Below are 16,810 nucleotides of genomic sequence, written 5' to 3'. Positions count from 1 at the left end.
AATTCAGCGGCTTCATTCATTTAAAATACCTCTTGTATCCACAACTTTTTTTGCGTATTTTACAATTGACCAGTCGATTTGACTGTGATCGGTTAACACAAGTACAACATCGCTTTTTTTAACTTCTTCTTTTGTCAGCGGGACTGAGAAATACGTTTGCTTATTTAATATAGCGGAGTCAATGTAAGGGTCATGATACGTCAGCTCATATCCTTTTGTTAAAAGACCTTCACATACCGTCAGCGCCGGCGATTCACGCATATCATTTACGTCTTTTTTATACGCCATGCCCACAACAAACACGCGTTTCTCATTTGCTGCGAGCTGCTTTTCAACACGTTTAATTACTTTATTTGGCATTTCTTCATTAATATGATGAGCAGCTTCAATAAGTTCGCTTGTTAACCCATTTTGCTTTAGTTTCCATAAAAAATAAAGCGGATCAACGGGTATGCAGTGTCCTCCAATTCCGGGACCTGGATAATACGGCGTGAACCCAAACGGCTTAGTAGATGCCGCCTGTAAGACCTCATGAAAATCTATTCCTAATTCCTCACACAGTTCATTTGTTTCATTCACCAACGAAATATTGACAAGACGCTGAATGTTTTCAAACAGCTTGCACATTTCCGCTACTTTTGGAGAAGAAACAGGTACGACTTGCTGAAAAATACTTTTATAAAACGTCTGCACGTGATAAAGGCAGTCTTTGCTGTAGCCGCTAATCACTTTTGGAATATACTCAATGTCGTACGACTTGTTTGCTGGATCGACTCGCTCTGGAGAGTAAGCTAAATAAAAATCAACTCCCGCTTGCAAATCAGACTCCTTTAAAATAGGTAAAACAACTTCTTCAAGCGTGCCTGGATAGGTAGAGCTTTCATAAATAACGGTTTGTCCTTTTACCATATGTTCTTTCAAAAACGTAGATGCGCTAATAACGGGTCCTAAGTCCGGATTATGATTCTCTGTAATAGGAGTTGGCACGGTCACCACTACATAATCGCATGCTTGAAATGCGGAGATACCTTTTTTTAATTCATATGCTTGAAAGTTTTTCTCTCTTTGAATCACATCATTACGTACATCTGGAATATAGCTTTCCCCTTGTTTTAGCGCTTCAATTTTCCGGACGTCAATATCAAGTCCAATCACGCTGTAGTTTTTCTTAGCAAACAAAAGAGCAAGCGGCAGTCCCACATACCCTAGACCAATAACGGCAACTTTTTTATTCATTCTTCAACACCTCAAACAAAAGATCATGTCTTCGTATGTCGGGAAGAAATTCGCCTCTTTCGCTAGTTTGGCTAATATAGTACGCCATGGCCTCTACATAATCTCCTAAAATTCGCTGAGTTGATGCTGCTAGACCTTTGACTTTCATATGCTCTTTTCGAATCCGATTTGTTCGCGCCACATCCACAAAATGAACAGGCTGGACATTAAAGCCGTACATAATACTTTTTAATTGAAATAAAGGCGGAATAATAAGAGATTCGTAGCCTACTTTCTCCATTACATCTCGTTTAATGGCATGGGGAATAGCCGTTGTTGTATTAATTGTTAAATCAGGACGTTTACAGACAAGGTTCAGAAAATATTTGGCAGTACTTACCGAGTGAATAGGATGCACTTCGTCAAGCAGACACTCTAAATTATTAAGCGCTACATCAATGCCTTGTTCAGCTGCTTCTAAATACCGCCGTAAATCTTCCGCGGAAATCACAATGTCTCCATCTATGAACAAGCAAACTTCACCGCTGCTGTACATCGCACCGATTGCTCGAGGCACATTATGTCCAAGCCGCTGCTTGTAATGAAGAACAGTAGCACCCGCTTCAATTGCTCGCTTAACCGTCACTTCGTCTGCCCCGTTGGCAACCACGATGATTTCTTCCACTCCGGCTTTTTTCACTTCTTGAATCACGCTTGCAATCGTTTCTTTTTCTTCACCTACTGGAATAACAGCACTGTACTTAACGCCTGCTTTCCGCTTCACGCTTGGTGTATAAGCGGAAACAACTTCTCGGTTTCGATCGCCGTCTGTTAGTCCTCCTCTTATGCCTTTTTCTTCGATAAGATGAGCTAACGCTTTAATGTGGTCTCCAATAATATAATTAGTGGAAATAGGAAAAGGTGAATTGGTAGGAATTATTTTGTGGGTGGTTCTAATCTTATTTGTATAAATAACGTCTGAAGAACACGGTGCAACGATTGACATTCCTTTTAAAAGAGCAATCGTATGAGCAAGAGGCGGGTGAGCTAAGTTCTCGTATCCAATTTTAGCTGCCGATGTTTTCTTGATAGCATGGGGAATAGCTGTTAATGCTTGAATGGATAAATCTTCACGCTGCAAGCATAAGTTCAGCATGTATTTCGCAACGGAAACCGGATGCGGACGCACTTTCCGCTTCATAGTCCATGAAAGGTTGTTCAACGCTATATCATGACCGGTTTCTATAGCCTTCGTATATTTCATCAGCTCCTCATGAGGAACCGCTATATCTCCGTCCAAAAAAAGCAAAACATCTCCTTTTGCTTTTTTAGCCCCAATGGCCCTTCCAATATTAATACCAAGAGCTTCTTCATAATAAACAACGTGGCATCCTGCACCCTCGGCGATTTCCTGTGTTGTATCACTGGATCCATTTACGACGACCATAATCTCAAACGGCTTCATTTTTTGAACTTCTTTAATGACAGGTAACAAAGAATCAGCTTCGTTACAGGCTGGAATAATCACTGATACTTTCAAACTCACTCAACTCCGCTGAAAATTCGAACATACGTAATGGATACTAATGGAATGGTTACATCTGCAGGCTCGCCATATGAGCTTGATGTACGTACAACAGCCGCTGCGTCCGTAACAGCAAGCAGTGTTCCATTAATAACGTCAATAGCTGTGATGATTTGCACAAATGAACCTACATTTTCTCGTAATGCATCTTGAAACATATTTTTTTCCTCCTTTCGTTTAAGCGCTTTGAATAGTCACAATGCTTGTAAATGGCAGTAATACCGTTGACGTTGGAGACTCTACTAATTCCAAATAATCATCTCCCACAAACGTGACCACACCTTCAAGTGGACCAGCTGTCGTTTCAATCACAACTTCCTGTCCAATATACTGCTCGGCGATTTCTTTAAAAGGTGATTCTTGAGATTCTTTAATAATACTTATTACGTACTCTTTGAACGTGTCAGAATAAACGACTTCTTCTACTGCTTTCTTTGTGTTTTCCTGAATAAATTCAGCAAATCGATTTGAAAACAAAAGGTGTTTTATCTTTTCTACATAGCGACGGTAACAACAAAAAAACATAAATTTTGTTCCTCCTTTTTATACTGTTATCCCTTCAAATTACCTATAACGATTGACGTAACCTGAGAGATTACTTTATCAATATATACAAGCTGTATCATAAAGGTGACAGAACTTTTGTCGTATTTCCATACAAATACACACTTGACTAGTCCATTTTGTATAGGGGAATCCCCTACCTACCTCCTACCTACTGAAACCAATACAAAAAAGACAAAGCCCTTAGACTTTGCCTTTTTATATCTATTAAATGATAAATCAGTTAGCTGCAATACGCTTTGCTCCTATATAGCGCTCTTTCCAATAGCTTGAATTTTTATCGCTAATTGTCACGCCTTTAGAAGACGATGCGTTAATAAATTTTCCGTCTCCAAGATAAATGCCTGCATGAGAAGGACCTTCTTTGTACGTTTCAAAGAACACAAGATCTCCTACCTGCGGTTCACTTACATTTTCACCTGCTTTATAGATATCTTCAACCGTTCTGGGAATATCAACGCCTACGCTTTCTTTATATACATACTGAAGATATCCGCTGCAGTCAAATCCTGAAGGTGTAGTGCCGCCCCATTTGTACGGCGTGCCCATTAAGGATTTTGCTTTGCTGATTACTTTATCCGTATTCACTTCTGATTCGCCTTCTACAACGCCGCCTTTACCTAATGCATTGTATGTATTCTCTCCAACAACTCCATCTGCTTCTAGGTTATGTTTCTCTTGAAAAGCCATAACCGCTTTTTTTGTTTCATAATTAAAATAACGCGATACTTCGCCTTTTAAAAATCCTTTATCTTTTAACACCGTTTTAACTTGTTCAACATCATCATTTGTCATCCCTTGTTTTAAAACCGTGTCGCCAAATGCAGCGTGTCCCATTGCTGGACTTGCAAATAAAGCTCCTCCTACAAGAAGCGCCGATAGCATTTTTTTCATTTCGTTTCCTCCCCGAATCATGTTTTAAGCACCGTACAACCATACCATCTGCGGATAACAATTCAATTAATAGAAGATAACAATTTGATAACAATCTTCTTAAACAGCCTCAACTCTTGGATGTAAAACGCCGAAATATAAGAAGAAGAGAAAAACAACTATTCTAGCAAATAAAGGTGATAAACATGAATTGGTTTAAACGAAACAAAGCGCACGCCGAAGCAGCCGCTGTCGAATCCACCACTGTAAAGCTTCATGTATCGGACCCGATGATAAAAAAGCAGATTAACATGATTTCCTTAACAGCAGAGGATCTCGAACGGATTGCCAGATTTCAAGTTCACGCGCTGAATGCCATCGAAGAGATCGTGAACGATTTTTACAAAGCTATTGGTGAACAGGCCCATTTGGTTGCGATTATCGAAAAGCACAGCAGCGTCCATGCATTAAAACAAACGTTAAAGCGGCATATTTTAGAAATGTTTGATGGACAAATAGATGATGCTTTTGTGGTAAAACGTCAAAAAATTTCCAAGATGCACGTTAAAATTGGACTTGAGCCAAACTGGTATTTGTGCGCATTTCAAAATTTATTTACGTCGCTTCTTTCAGTATGTGAACGTAGGATGGAATCAAAAGAAGAATGTCTGGCTTTTATTGCAAGTATGACAAAGCTTATTAGTCTAGAACAGCAAATTGTGTTAAAAGCCTATGAGCTTGAATATGACGAGCAGCGCGCTGGACTTCAGACTCAAAAAGAGAAAATTCAGCTAGAAATCTCTCGTACATCATCTATCCTTTCTTCGCTATCTGAAGAAACGAAGACGTTTATGAATCAAATGCACAACCAGTCCTCTGACGTCGTTTCTTATGCAAACAAAAGCTCTGAACTAGCAGAAGTCATTGAGAAGGAATCCGTTACGAGTCAAGCAAAATTAAAAGAAGAACAAAACATGCTGGGAAGCATACAAAAAAATACGTCGCTCATTCAAAACAAAATGAAAACGCTCGAACATACATCACAGCAAATTCATCAAATCGTTTCGATTGTTACTTCTATTGCGGAGCAAACGAATTTATTAGCATTAAACGCTTCGATTGAGTCTGCTCGAGCGGGCGAGCATGGAAAAGGATTTGCAGTGGTGGCACAGGAAGTACGGAAGCTTGCAGAAGAAACGAAGAAATCGATTGCTAATATTTCCACTTTTATCGGAGACATTCAAAAACAAATCGAAAGCGTCTCGGCGCTAGGCGGAGAAGTCGCTACATTAACAAAAGATACGGCTGACAATATGAACAACATTACTTCTTTTTTCACGAACGTTCTTAGCATAACAACCGAGAACAAACAGCAAACCGTGCTAACCAAAAAAGAGCTTGAAAAAATAGCGGATGTAATGAAGCAACTGTCTCTGCGAATTGAGAAGATGGCCCATTCCTCAGAAGAACTTGAACGGTTAACTGAAAAAAGTTGATATGCAAAAAAGCCTTCTCAGCTTGCACAAGAAGGCTTTTTTATTTTTTCAAGCTAGCAGCGGGCTCTTGAGAAGAACGTTCGATAAACTGGACAAAATCTTCTCCGTATATGCTTCGAATCAGAGCCGTCAGCTCAACAAAGTCAGGCAGCTCTCCGTAAACATCTCGAAGCGGCATTGCTCCTTGAAACAAAGGATTTTCAAGAGGATTATAATCCTCGAGCGTTTTTAAAAACATCTTTTTTCCTTCTTCTGTGAGCTGTACGTATGTATTCCGCTTATCTTTCTCATTTTTAGAAAGGGTAAGATAGCCCCGCAAGTGCAATTTTTTTGCAAAGTTAAAAGCTGTGGATAAATGCATGACGCCTAGCTTTGAAATGTCAGTCATCGATGCAATTTCCAGCTGATAAGCAATCCCCAAAATGTGATGCTCATTAATGCTCAGATCGTACGGCTTAACCCACTGCTCCCAATCCTTTTCAGTAGACTTCCAAAGAGCTTTGCTTACTTGCATCACAAGCTGATTAAACAGCATGGCATCTTTAATCGTATCTTGATTTAACGTGCGTTTCACCTCTTCACTTCCTCTCTAGAAATGCAACCGTTCACATCATTTTCCCGTAAGACTTTATAAACAAAAAGAATGAAAATATATACAAAATATTATACATGATTGCTTATATATTTCAACTTATTTTGCATAAAAATAAATTTAAACGTTTCTTTATGTAAAAAAAACAGGTGTGAACGCTGAACGTTCACACCTGTTTTTTAATGAATATACCGTTTACCAACCAGAAGGTTTGAAATAACGTCCGTTGGAATTTCAAACTCAACGTTTCCCATATATCCTGGGGCGACTTTATATTTATCAAATACAATTCTAAGCTTGTGATCTTTCGTAATGTAGAAGCTTTGATTCTCAGCAATCTCTTTAAAAGGATCCATATCTTCTTCAGTCAGCCAGTAGATTTTGCCTTCTTCATGTTTCATTTGATCTTTCATTTGCTGTTTAATATTTTCACTAATGACCTTTATATAGCTTTTATCTTTGAACAAACTTGGAAGCGTGACGAGCACTTCATGTTTTTTATCAATCGTGTCGTACTGATTGACGCTCGACGTTGAAGCTCTCGATTCTTCCACATATCGATGAACCACAAGCAAATCATCGGTATCCGTCATAATATCATAGCCGCTGCTGACAGCCACGTTTCCTTTCTCTCCTTTTTGTAATGTTTTCATCTCTTTTTTAAACTGTTCATACAGCTGCTCGTTTTCTTTTATATACTTTTCATTCAAGCTTGTTTGAAGACCTTTGTTTTCCAAGCCTGAAATCGATGGTGTTTTCACGTCAATACGAGAATGCTTTTCTTCTTGCTTTAGTTCATCAAATGTGATCACTTCTACTACTTTTCCAATTACAGGAATTTTCGCCATTGCATTTGCCGCGTCTGGACTCACATTCACCGTTGTGATAAAAATAACCGCTGCTGCGGCAATTGCGCTCGGCCAAATATAGGATTTCTTTTTACGAGGATGTGAAGAAAGTGCCTTTGCAACAACATCATCTAATTCCTCAGGAATAGGAATGTCATGATACTGCTTCTTTAACTTTTCTATTTTTTCATTCATTGTTCTAAGTCCTCCTCCGTCATCTTAATCCGCAACAGGTTCAACCCTCTATAGAGCCTTGTCTTTACCGTGTTTACATTTTCCTCAATGATTTCAGCAATTTCGTCCATTTTTAAATCTTCGAAAAACCGCAGAATAATAATGGTTTTATATTTAACCGGCAGGTGATCCATTGCTTGCTTTAAATCGATATCTTCATACTGGTCTTCACGTCCGCTGCTCAAGTACTCAAGCGCTTCATCGTCCATAAGCGTTAAACGTTTATGCTTGCGCAGGAAATCGATTGCTGTTCGTACAACAATTTTATAAAGCCAGCTTTTAATCGATTGAATATCCTTGATAGTGTCTATTGAAATGAGTGCTTTTTTAATCGATTCTTGCATAATATCAAGCGCATCTTCTTGATTTTTTACATAGCTGAAAGCAAGCCGGTAAAAATCCTCTTTATGCTCGGTTATGCACGCTACGAGCATCTGATGTGCATCATGTTTTTTCATCATCTTTCATACCCTTCTATTTTCTCTTGCTGAAGTACATCTATAAGGTAGACGGAATGAGTAGAAAAATAGTTTGGTTTTTTTAAAAAAAAGTAAAACTAAATGATGGTCTCATGCGTCTATTAGGTAGATATATACAAAAAGGGGAATATTACCACATGAAAACCATGGGCTACAAACGTATTTTGACACTGCTTGGATGCTGTATTTTGTTTCTTGGTACAGCAGGGTATATCGTCAAAGCAAACAGTACAGAGAAAAAAACGGCAAGTATTCAAACAGATCAAACCTATCCAAACGTTGAAATTCAAACGCTAGTGAAAGACCTTACCGACGGAGGCTATGCTATTAGCTACCCTTCCTTTGGTAAAAAAGAAATCGATCAATCTATTCAAGCTTATGTAACAGATCAAGTGGCATACTATGAAAAAAAGCTAAAGAAGCAGTCAAAAAAGAAAAAATCTGAATTAACGATTACATATAAAATCGTCCATTACAGCAAGCAAACGCTAAGCGTTGTCTTTGATGAATATGAATCTGTAAATGGAGAGAAAGGAACGTCTTCTCTCAAAACCTTTACCTTTGACCTGCCTGCTCAAAAACAAATGACGTTAAAGAATTTATTTAAAGAAAATGCAAACTATTTAGATCGCCTTTCGGCTATTTCATATGCTGAATTAAAAAAACAAATGGAAACAGCTGATTTTGACCCGGACCTTCAAAAAGGAACTCAGGCAGCTAATCAAAATTTCAGTCAGTTTGCGCTGCTTGAAAACAGTATTGTGATCTATTTTAAGCCTTATCAGCTAGGTGCTGAACAAACAAAAACCAAAACAATCGCAATCCAAAAAGATTTATTTAAAGACGTGCTGAGCGATGCTTACAAAGACGAAGCAGCAAATAAAAATAAAGTCAAGGAAACGCCTCCAAAACATATCGTTAACGAAATGCCGCAGCAAGGAGCGCCTATTGATCCAACTAAAAAAGTCGTTGCGATGACCTTTGATGACGGACCTAACCCTGCATCTACCAATGTGATTTTAGATGGATTAAAAGAAGTGAACGGGCACGCTACCTTTTTTGTGTTAGGAAGCCGCGTTCAATATTATCCTGAAATAATCGAACGTATGGTCAAGGAAGGCAACGAAGTTGGAAATCACTCTTGGGATCATCCTCAGCTCACACGTTTGAACGAAGCCCAGGTCAAACACCAAATAGGCGATACCCAAGCGCTCATTAAACAAGTAAGCGGCTATGAACCACTGCACGTACGCCCTCCTTATGGAGCCGTCAACGCAAATGTAAGACGTTATATCGGAAATGTTGGCGTGACTCTATGGGATATCGATCCCGAAGACTGGAAATATAGAAACGTTCCTCACTCCGTTCAAGCGGTTATGAGCCAAGTCGGAGACGGAAAAGTTATTTTAATGCATGATATTTACCAAACAAGCGCCGAAGCAGCGGTTGAAATTATGAAGCAGCTTCACGCACAAGGGTATCAGCTTGTTACGATTTCACAGCTAGAACAAGTAAAAAAAGAGCGGGAGCAGCTGCATGTGCAGTAGCAGATAGCAGACGAACGCGCTGCAGCTATTAGGATGGCTGCAGCGCGTTTGTTTTTTTCATGCGATGTTTAATAAGTGCTATACAGAGCAGTGTAAACGGAATCACTACGTGAAAAGGGATAAAAAGCAACACCGGCATAATCGTTAGCCCTTCTTTTAAATGCTCTTGAAAATTACTTGCAATCGTCAAAGAAAAAAATAAAATCACCGTGCCCACAGGATATGTCAGCGCAGAAGGTCGTTTCACCTTAAACAGTGTGGAAAGTCCAACAATCACGGCGTAAAAAAAGACGCTGATTTTAACAAATCCTCCGATGACTAATGCAATCATAAAAAACACGTCCAGCCGTTCTAGCTATTACTTCAAATCCTTTGTGCACCGTATAAATAATTAACAGCATCAGCGTCACATTCATTACAAATAAAGGACTGTCGCTTGTTCCTCTGACGCCGAACCTTCTGTTTCCTTTTTATTGTCTTTGTTTTTTTTATTTTTAAATAAAGAAGGCACGATTAAAAACACCTTTCTTTTCTTTTTTTAGCTTTTTCCAAATAAATGCTTTGTATGCAATTTTTAATAGAGCAATCAAAGCGTAAGACAAAAAAAATAACAAAAACTATCGGTAGAATGTTTTTAAGAAAAAAACAAAAACGGAGAGTGAGACGTATGAAAATCGTTTGGATATCAGCTTTGCTGTTAGGATGCTTAATGGGATTTTCTATCGGAGTGGATATGATGCAAGGATTTAGTTTTTCCATGGCCTTGCAAAATGCCTACAGTCCGTTTCGTGTTATGGAGTTCGCTGAACTATTTGTCCTTTTTTTCCTTTTGTTCTGTTTTGTAGCTGAAGTGTTTTATCGTTCATTTAAAGTGAAAAAAGCAAAACAGGGACAAAAATAAAACTCCGTAAAAAACACATATTTCTCCTTTTTACCACCTATTCTCCTTCTCATTTAAATGTTATAATTTTCATAATTGGAAAAACTTTTACACGCCTTTCTACATGGAAAGCTGTACGCTTAAACTACAAAATAAACATTGACTTTGAACTAAAAGGTGAAGAAATGATGAAAAAAAAATTAGCCGTTATTAGTACAGCTTGCTTACTTATTCTTGCAAGTGATCCCATCCCTTCTTATGCTACTCCCGATTCCCCGGACTCCTCTTCCGACGTTTTGGACCAGTCAACAGACGTGGATACAACTGAAGATGTAAAAGCAATTTTTGACTCCCTCTATCAAGAAGGCTATTCGCTTGGAGAAGAAGATGGATACGCACAGAAAAAATTCGAACAGTTTGATCAAACAACAGGACTGGACAAATCTTCTGAAGAATTCACGTGGTTTATGATGGGGTATACGGTAGGATATAAAAAAGGACAGCAGCAAAAAGAGGAAGAACTCAAGACTGAACAAGAAAATGAAATGGCTGCCGGCGAAGAGGAAGGCTATCAGCAAGGCGTCCTTGATTACAAACATGCTACTATTCAGTCAGAAATCGACCCTTTTCCTTCTAAGTCATCCGACTGGAATAAAGGGTATGTTCAAGGCTACAAAAAAGCTATTTCTTTAATGGACTTATCTGTTAAAGCAAAAAAAGAAGGCTATGACCGAGGTCTTGAAAATGATTCAATGAGTGTTCCGAGCATGTATGATGATGAGGATGTCACACGTCAGGCTTTTACAGAAGGCTTTGAAACCGCTCAAGCCGAAGTGCTGAAGCAGCAAAAAAAGCAGTTTGAAAAGCAGGGCTACGTACAAGGCTTTCACGACCTTTCATTAGAAGTACCTGCAGAAGCAGAAGGCGAATTGCAAACAGCCTTTGAGCAAGGATATGAAAAAGGACAGAAACAAAAGCAAAAAGACGTAAAAGCAGACGGATACGACTCAGCTTTCACTTATCAGACCTATAGAGCACCTAAAAGTCTTCAGGACAAGCCCGAGCTAGAAAAATGGTACAAAGCAGGTTTTTATTCAAATAAAGATGTGAAATCTTTACAGCAAAAAGCTTATAAAGACGGCTGGAAACTCGGAAAAGAAATGAGCGTTCCGAGAAAATACAAGCAAAATAAAGCTGCGGTGGCAATGTACAAGAAATATTTTGAGCAAGGCCAAAAAAAGCAGGATAAAACAGTGAGTCATATCCTGCTCGGCAGCGGTATTGTTCTTACACTGGTTGCTCTTATCACACTATGGAGGCTCCGCCGACGTAAAAATGAAGAGACAACACTAGATAGCTAAAAACGAGTACATAAAAAACCCGGAAAATCACGATTTTCCGGGTTTTTTATGTTAAATAATCATTCGTTTATTTTCCGCAAGCTGAACTTCTTGCTCTTGTTTTGACTGATTTTGTTTTCGAATTTTCAAATAATAATAAACATAGCAGCCTATAAAGAAAATACCTCCGCAGTATAACGCCATTCGCTGCTCGGGATCAAACGCAAGACTGATCATAACGATACAGTTCGTAATAAGCGCTACGATAGGAAGAACGGGATAAAGAGGTGTTCTAAATTTCAGATCTTCCACTTTTCCACCTTTAGCCACGTAAGCACGACGAAATGCAAGCAGTGAAGCGGTAATCGCAATCCAGCCAATTTGAGCACCGAGTCCAGCGAGTGAAATCAGCCACACAAAAACGGTTTTAGCTGCCACTACGCTTGAAAGCAGCGAAAAACATGAAATCACAAGCGTAATTAATAGTGCATTAAACGGAACTCCTCTTTTGTTGACTTTTCCAAGCGCAGGACTTGCCATTCCTTCTCTTGAAAGAGAATAAAGCATACGTGTAGCCGCGTAAAATCCAGAGTTTGCGACTGAAAGAAGAGCTGTTAAAATGATAAAGTTCATAATATCCGCCGCGTAAGGTACACCTACACTGTCTAGCACAACAACAAATGGGCTTTCTACGACGCCTGCTTTTTCACGAGGAATCATGCTTGCTAGGACAAACACGGATAAGACGAAAAAGAAAAGCGTACGCCAAACCGTTTGCTTAATCGCTTTTGGAATTGTTTTTTCTGGATTTTCACTTTCTCCTGCCGCAATTCCAATCAATTCTGTTCCTTGAAACGAAAAGTTCACCGTAATCATTGTAATCAGCAAAGCCGTTACGCCATTTGGAAACAGCCCTTCGGCAAAGAAGTTTGATAGAAGCGGTGCTTCCTGTCCGCTTTTCATATCAATGAGTCCAAACATTGCCGCTCCGCCTACAACAATAAACATAATGATGGCGAAAATTTTAACGCTTGAAAACCAAAATTCTGTTTCACCAAATGCTTTAGCTGAAAGTGCATTTAGTGAAAAAATTAACGCTCCAAAAATGGCGCACCATAACCAAACGGGCGAGTCTGGGAACCATCTTTGCATTAATTGTCCGGCAGCTAAGAACTCAAGCGCAACCGTTACTGCCCATCCTAGCCAGTACAGCCATCCAATCGCAAAACCGGTTGCAGGGCCGATAAATTTAGTGGAGTACGTTTGAAACGATCCTGCAACTGGCATAGCAACGGATAATTCTCCAAGACACAGCATCGTTAGATACATAATGATCCCTCCTACTAAGTAGGAAATCATTGCTCCCATCGGACCTGCTTCATTGATGGTATAACCTGAACCAAGGAAAAAACCGGTACCAATACATCCCCCTAGTGATATCATAAAAAGATGCCTTGTTTTCATCGTTCTTTTTAATTCTCCTGGCTGTCCCTGTGGAATATTCATCCCATTTCCTCCCTTTGCTGCATAAAAATGAAATCGCTTTCATTTTTTTAGGTTTATTTTGTTTTTATAGCCGCTTACTAGGTAGCTCTTCATGGCTGAAGTCCATTAATGCCGGATGTTTTTCAAATGGCGCCAGCCCCGTAGCGAGGATGGCAGCCGCTTAGCCCTGCATGAACGTTTATTAGATCATAACAGATTTTCTTCTACACGATACCTATTAAGTAGCTCTTTCTTATAAAAGCTTATCGCCAAACAATGAACTCATTAACGCAACCGCTACTTCTGCAGTTTTGTTATGCTGATCTAAAATGGGGTTCACTTCTACAAATTCAGCAGATGTAACCATGTCTGCTTCCGCTAGCATTTCCATTGCTAAATGACTTTCTCGGTAGCTGATGCCGCCTTTTACAGGTGTACCTACGCCTGGTGCATCATCCGGATCTAAGCCGTCTAAGTCCAGCGACAGGTGCACGCCGTCTGTACCGCTTAAATAATCAATCGTTTCTTTCATCACTTGCGTCATACCTAAACGATCAATTTCATGCATGGTATACACTTTAATTCCTTTTTCTTTAATTAACTCTTTTTCACCATCATCCAATGAGCGTGCACCGATAATAACTAGATTTTCAGGTTTGATTTTTGGGGTATACCCTCCAATATTTAAAAGTACAGGATGTCCAATACCAAGGCTCACCGCTAACGGCATGCCGTGAATATTGCCTGATGGAGATGTTTCAGCGGTGTTTAAATCACCATGAGCATCATACCAAATAACGCCTAAATTTTCTGAACCTTTCGCGACTCCTGCAAGCGTTCCAATTGCAATGCTGTGGTCTCCGCCTAATATTAACGGAAAGCGGTCTTGCTCTCTCACTTCTTCAACTCGTGCAGCAAGCTGTTCATTTCCGCTGGCTACAGCCGCTAAGTTTTTCAAATTCGTATTTTTATCTACGTCTGCCCGCTCTTTAATTTCTACTTTAATATCGCCTTCATCGTGTACGGTATAGCCAAGAGCTTCTAAGCGTGTATTCATGCCTGCATAGCGAATCGCGCTCGGCCCCATGTCTACACCCCTTCTTGTTTGTCCGTAATCCATGGGTACACCGATAATTGAAATGTCTTTTTTCATTTTCTATACCTCCGTTGCATTTTATTTTGTGTGAAGTAAACATAGGTGTTTATTTAACTATGTATTTTTTTCATTGATACAGCCCCTCATCTATTTCTTATGCAAAAATGATGCCAACTTTGTTTGTAGCATTCTATCAGTCTTTTTATCATGGGTTTTCTTACATGCGCCAAAAAAACTGTCGATTTCTACAACTTTTTGGCAAACCACGCCAATTTTTTTGTCATTTGGTTTAAAATCGCCAATTTTATTTGCTTTCATAAAAAAGAGATGCGACATAATAAATTCCATTCAACAGCTAGAAGTAACTACACACAGAAAACCTACATTTGTCATACCCATAAAAAAATCCGAACGAGTTGGATTCTTCATCAAGAATCTCAATTCATCGTTCGGATTTTTCTTCACCTAAAATACTTTTGTCCCAGTCTCTTTTTTAATTTGTAATAACGTCTCCGTCTTCATCATCGCCTGTATCGTCTTCACCAGGATCTTTTTCTAATGAGACCACTTTCTTTTTGTCATCCCATTTCACTTTGTAGCCAAGTGATTTGGCTACTTTGATAACTGATAAATAAGAGTGATGATTTGGTTTATACAGCTTTAAGTCACTCGAATCAATGACGCCTAAGCCTAACAGCAGGCGATCGGATTGAACGTAAGGCTTTCCATCAATCAGCTTCACTTGCTTATCAGTAAATGGATAAACGGCACGGTTGACTTCAACTGTAAACTCTCCTTTTTTCTCTTCTTTAATTGGTTTTGGCTGTTTGGATACATATTTAATTGCGTCTACTCCTAATACCGTGCCTTGGCGCGTATTATCAGCGCCTCCGTACATTTTCCCCGTTTCATAGTCATAGATAACCGCTTGAACGTTTCCAATATGCTCAGGCTTTTCTTCAAACGCATGTCCTTTAGCCATCATTTCAAGAAGTGTATCTTGGCTAAAGCCAGGTTCCCATCTTACGGTTGGATAGCCGCCTGAATAAATACGAGGTGTTAAAATCGCTTTTTGAATCGGCATCTTATGGTCAATAACATTCATAATCGTTTCTGCTACAGACGCAATAATGGTTGGGCCTCCCGGTGAGCCAATTGCCATGAATGGCTTTCCGTCTTTTAACAGCATCGTTGGAGACATGCTGCTTCGAGGACGTTTTTTAGGCTCAACCTGGTTCACGCCTCCCGGAGTGGCATCAAAATCCGTCATTTCATTGTTGAGCATAAATCCGTAGTCAGGAACCATAATTCCTGAACCAAAAACTTGTTCAATGGTAGTCGTGTAAGAAACCATGTTTCCCCATTTGTCTACAACAGAGAAATGAGTCGTTTGGCCGATTGGATTTTCTTCCTTTACTGTTGCTTTATTTGGATTTTCTTTTCCTTCATATTTCCAAGGGTCTCCTTCTTTGACGTTAGGCGTTGCTTTGTTTGGATTAATTAATTTACGACGTTCTTTAATATAATCTTCATCTAACAGTCCTTTTTTCGGCACTTCGTAAAAGTCTTCATCTGCCATATACGCCGCGCGATCCGCGAAAGCTAAGTGCATCGCTTCCGTTAAATGCTGCAAATACTGAGGCGTATTGGAACCCATTTTTTCTACATCATAACCTTCCATTAGCTTTAAAATCTGCTGAACGGTTAATCCGCCGGAGCTAGGAGGAGCCGCACTAACCACATCGTAGCCTCGGTAAGTTGTTTTAACCGGCTCACGTTCTTTTACAACGTAATTTTTCAAATCATCCATGGTCATGCTTCCATCGCGTTTTTGAACTTCTTTAACAAGCGCTTTTCCAATTTCTCCTTTATAAAGAGCGTCTGATCCTTCTTTTTGAATAAGCTTTAATGTTTTAGCAAGATCCGGCTGAACAAGCTTATCTTCTTCTTTTAACGGCTTGCCATTCGGCACGAATACATTACCGGCCGTTTGGTATCTTTCAAGCTTGTCCACATTTTCATCAATGTACTGAGCCATCGACCAATTTACTTTGATTCCTTGTTCTGCTTGAGCAATAGCTGGTTTAATAACATCTGATAAGTCCATTGTTCCATAATCTTTAAGGGCTGTTTCTACTCCTTTTAGCGTACCAGGAACTCCAACTGCTTTTCCTGTTATGTGACGCTTACTGAAAGGGATGACTTTTCCTTTTGAATCTAAAAACAGCTTAGGCGTGACATCAGCTGGTGCCATTTCACGGCTGTCTAGCATCGTAATTTTATCTTTCTTTTTTTCATAAATCATCATAAAGCCGCCGCCGCCGATACCTGACATCATCGGTTCCACAACGTTGAGAGATAATTGAATGGCAGCTGCCGCGTCCACAGCATTTCCGCCTTCAGCTAAAACTTTCCTTCCCGCTTCAGCAGCCAGCGGGTGAGATGCCGCTACAATTCCTTGTGTAGCACCTCGTTTCATTGAATGGTCGACACCCGGAACTTCAGCAGCAGCTGGTGTGACAACTAAACTTAAACTAAATAATGCAATAACCAACATCTTCATAACCTTCACCTGG

At 39.6% G+C, this 16,810-nt stretch carries 16 protein-coding genes; 4 read left to right on the top strand and 12 right to left on the bottom strand.

Going from position 1 to position 16,810, the window contains the following annotated elements:
- Window positions 1-12 precede the first annotated feature (12 nt).
- The 5 genes from ACFX4R_RS01245 to ACFX4R_RS01225 form a co-directional block, all read right to left on the bottom strand.
- Complete coding sequence (locus ACFX4R_RS01245; protein ID WP_043978444.1) at window positions 13-1,236, bottom strand: nucleotide sugar dehydrogenase; 1,224 nt, start codon at window positions 1,234-1,236, stop codon at window positions 13-15.
- Window positions 1,229-2,755, bottom strand: a complete 1,527-nt coding sequence (locus tag ACFX4R_RS01240) for a glycosyltransferase family 2 protein (RefSeq protein ID WP_043978443.1) — start codon at window positions 2,753-2,755, stop codon at window positions 1,229-1,231. The genes ACFX4R_RS01245 and ACFX4R_RS01240 overlap by 8 nt, the downstream gene beginning before the upstream one ends.
- Window positions 2,756-2,757: 2 nt before the next feature.
- Window positions 2,758-2,958, bottom strand: a complete 201-nt coding sequence (locus tag ACFX4R_RS01235) for a hypothetical protein (protein ID WP_029323776.1) — start codon at window positions 2,956-2,958, stop codon at window positions 2,758-2,760.
- A gap of 19 nt (window positions 2,959-2,977) precedes the next feature.
- Window positions 2,978-3,325 (bottom strand): DUF2642 domain-containing protein, encoded by a 348-nt coding sequence (locus ACFX4R_RS01230; RefSeq protein ID WP_043978439.1) that lies wholly within the window; start codon window positions 3,323-3,325, stop codon window positions 2,978-2,980.
- 258 nt (window positions 3,326-3,583) lie between these two features.
- On the bottom strand, window positions 3,584-4,258 hold the full coding sequence (locus ACFX4R_RS01225) for a C40 family peptidase (protein WP_043978437.1): 675 nt from the start codon (window positions 4,256-4,258) through the stop codon (window positions 3,584-3,586).
- A gap of 185 nt (window positions 4,259-4,443) precedes the next feature.
- Between ACFX4R_RS01225 and ACFX4R_RS01220 the strand changes: the two genes are divergently transcribed.
- Window positions 4,444-5,733: a protoglobin domain-containing protein gene (locus ACFX4R_RS01220; protein WP_043978435.1), complete on the top strand. Its 1,290-nt coding sequence runs from the start codon at window positions 4,444-4,446 to the stop codon at window positions 5,731-5,733.
- Window positions 5,734-5,773: 40 nt separating this feature from the next.
- Here ACFX4R_RS01220 and ACFX4R_RS01215 read toward each other — a convergent pair whose 3' ends face one another.
- From ACFX4R_RS01215 to ACFX4R_RS01205, 3 genes are all read right to left on the bottom strand, one after another.
- Window positions 5,774-6,307, bottom strand: coding sequence for an HTH-type transcriptional regulator Hpr (locus ACFX4R_RS01215; protein ID WP_013084563.1), 534 nt, complete (start codon window positions 6,305-6,307; stop codon window positions 5,774-5,776).
- A 197-nt stretch (window positions 6,308-6,504) separates the two neighbouring features.
- Window positions 6,505-7,368: an anti-sigma-V factor RsiV gene (gene rsiV, locus ACFX4R_RS01210; RefSeq protein ID WP_043978433.1), complete on the bottom strand. Its 864-nt coding sequence runs from the start codon at window positions 7,366-7,368 to the stop codon at window positions 6,505-6,507.
- Window positions 7,365-7,865 carry an RNA polymerase sigma factor SigV gene (locus tag ACFX4R_RS01205; RefSeq protein ID WP_043978734.1) on the bottom strand — a complete coding sequence of 167 codons (501 nt, stop codon included), beginning with the start codon at window positions 7,863-7,865 and terminating at the stop codon, window positions 7,365-7,367. The genes rsiV and ACFX4R_RS01205 overlap by 4 nt, the downstream gene beginning before the upstream one ends.
- A gap of 158 nt (window positions 7,866-8,023) precedes the next feature.
- On the opposite strand from ACFX4R_RS01205, the gene ACFX4R_RS01200 reads away from it, so the two are divergent.
- The gene (locus tag ACFX4R_RS01200; protein WP_043978431.1) at window positions 8,024-9,433 is read left to right on the top strand and encodes a polysaccharide deacetylase family protein; all 1,410 of its coding nucleotides are present in this window, start codon (window positions 8,024-8,026) and stop codon (window positions 9,431-9,433) included.
- Window positions 9,434-9,461: 28 nt separating this feature from the next.
- Here the strand turns inward: ACFX4R_RS01200 and ACFX4R_RS01195 are convergent, their stop codons facing one another.
- Entirely contained in the window at window positions 9,462-9,779 is a 318-nt protein-coding gene (locus ACFX4R_RS01195) for a GerAB/ArcD/ProY family transporter (protein ID WP_272911111.1), read from the bottom strand.
- Window positions 9,780-10,100: 321 nt separating this feature from the next.
- Here ACFX4R_RS01195 and ACFX4R_RS01190 point away from each other — a divergent pair, with 321 nt between their 5' ends.
- Both ACFX4R_RS01190 and ACFX4R_RS01185 read left to right on the top strand, forming a co-directional pair.
- A complete protein-coding gene (locus ACFX4R_RS01190; RefSeq protein ID WP_043978427.1) occupies window positions 10,101-10,334 on the top strand; it encodes a YczF family membrane protein in 234 nt (77 codons plus the stop codon).
- A 167-nt stretch (window positions 10,335-10,501) separates the two neighbouring features.
- Window positions 10,502-11,674 carry a hypothetical protein gene (locus tag ACFX4R_RS01185; protein ID WP_241771344.1) on the top strand — a complete coding sequence of 391 codons (1,173 nt, stop codon included), beginning with the start codon at window positions 10,502-10,504 and terminating at the stop codon, window positions 11,672-11,674.
- A 51-nt stretch (window positions 11,675-11,725) separates the two neighbouring features.
- Here ACFX4R_RS01185 and ACFX4R_RS01180 read toward each other — a convergent pair whose 3' ends face one another.
- The 3 genes from ACFX4R_RS01180 to ggt form a co-directional block, all read right to left on the bottom strand.
- Window positions 11,726-13,159, bottom strand: coding sequence for an amino acid permease (locus ACFX4R_RS01180; protein ID WP_043978423.1), 1,434 nt, complete (start codon window positions 13,157-13,159; stop codon window positions 11,726-11,728).
- A 232-nt stretch (window positions 13,160-13,391) separates the two neighbouring features.
- Window positions 13,392-14,291, bottom strand: a complete 900-nt coding sequence (rocF, locus tag ACFX4R_RS01175; RefSeq protein WP_013058586.1) for an arginase — start codon at window positions 14,289-14,291, stop codon at window positions 13,392-13,394.
- A gap of 436 nt (window positions 14,292-14,727) precedes the next feature.
- Window positions 14,728-16,806, bottom strand: a complete 2,079-nt coding sequence (gene ggt / locus ACFX4R_RS01170; RefSeq protein WP_377568358.1) for a gamma-glutamyltransferase — start codon at window positions 16,804-16,806, stop codon at window positions 14,728-14,730.
- Between the last annotated feature and the right edge of the window lie 4 nt (window positions 16,807-16,810).

The organism is Priestia sp. YIM B13490, assembly GCF_042787735.1.
GTDB classification, from domain to species: Bacteria; Bacillota; Bacilli; order Bacillales; family Bacillaceae_H; genus Priestia; species Priestia megaterium.
The sequence above is the reverse complement of the archived record's forward strand: the minus strand, read 5'-3'. Positions and strand labels throughout refer to the sequence as shown.

Excerpts from the sequence above, each read along its gene's own strand:
- ACFX4R_RS01185 (WP_241771344.1), top strand. The coding sequence starts at position 10,502 with ATGAAAAAAAAATTAGCCGTTATTAGTACAGCTTGCTTACTTATTCTT.
- ACFX4R_RS01235 (WP_029323776.1), bottom strand. The coding sequence starts at position 2,958 with ATGTTTCAAGATGCATTACGAGAAAATGTAGGTTCATTTGTGCAAATC.
- ACFX4R_RS01205 (WP_043978734.1), bottom strand. The coding sequence starts at position 7,865 with ATGAAAAAACATGATGCACATCAGATGCTCGTAGCGTGCATAACCGAG.
- ACFX4R_RS01180 (WP_043978423.1), bottom strand. The coding sequence starts at position 13,159 with ATGAATATTCCACAGGGACAGCCAGGAGAATTAAAAAGAACGATGAAA.
- ACFX4R_RS01220 (WP_043978435.1), top strand. The coding sequence starts at position 4,444 with ATGAATTGGTTTAAACGAAACAAAGCGCACGCCGAAGCAGCCGCTGTC.
- rsiV (WP_043978433.1), bottom strand. The coding sequence starts at position 7,368 with ATGAATGAAAAAATAGAAAAGTTAAAGAAGCAGTATCATGACATTCCT.
- ACFX4R_RS01190 (WP_043978427.1), top strand. The coding sequence starts at position 10,101 with ATGAAAATCGTTTGGATATCAGCTTTGCTGTTAGGATGCTTAATGGGA.
- ACFX4R_RS01245 (WP_043978444.1), bottom strand. The coding sequence starts at position 1,236 with ATGAATAAAAAAGTTGCCGTTATTGGTCTAGGGTATGTGGGACTGCCG.
- ACFX4R_RS01225 (WP_043978437.1), bottom strand. The coding sequence starts at position 4,258 with ATGAAAAAAATGCTATCGGCGCTTCTTGTAGGAGGAGCTTTATTTGCA.
- rocF (WP_013058586.1), bottom strand. The coding sequence starts at position 14,291 with ATGAAAAAAGACATTTCAATTATCGGTGTACCCATGGATTACGGACAA.
- ACFX4R_RS01200 (WP_043978431.1), top strand. The coding sequence starts at position 8,024 with ATGAAAACCATGGGCTACAAACGTATTTTGACACTGCTTGGATGCTGT.
- ACFX4R_RS01230 (WP_043978439.1), bottom strand. The coding sequence starts at position 3,325 with ATGTTTTTTTGTTGTTACCGTCGCTATGTAGAAAAGATAAAACACCTT.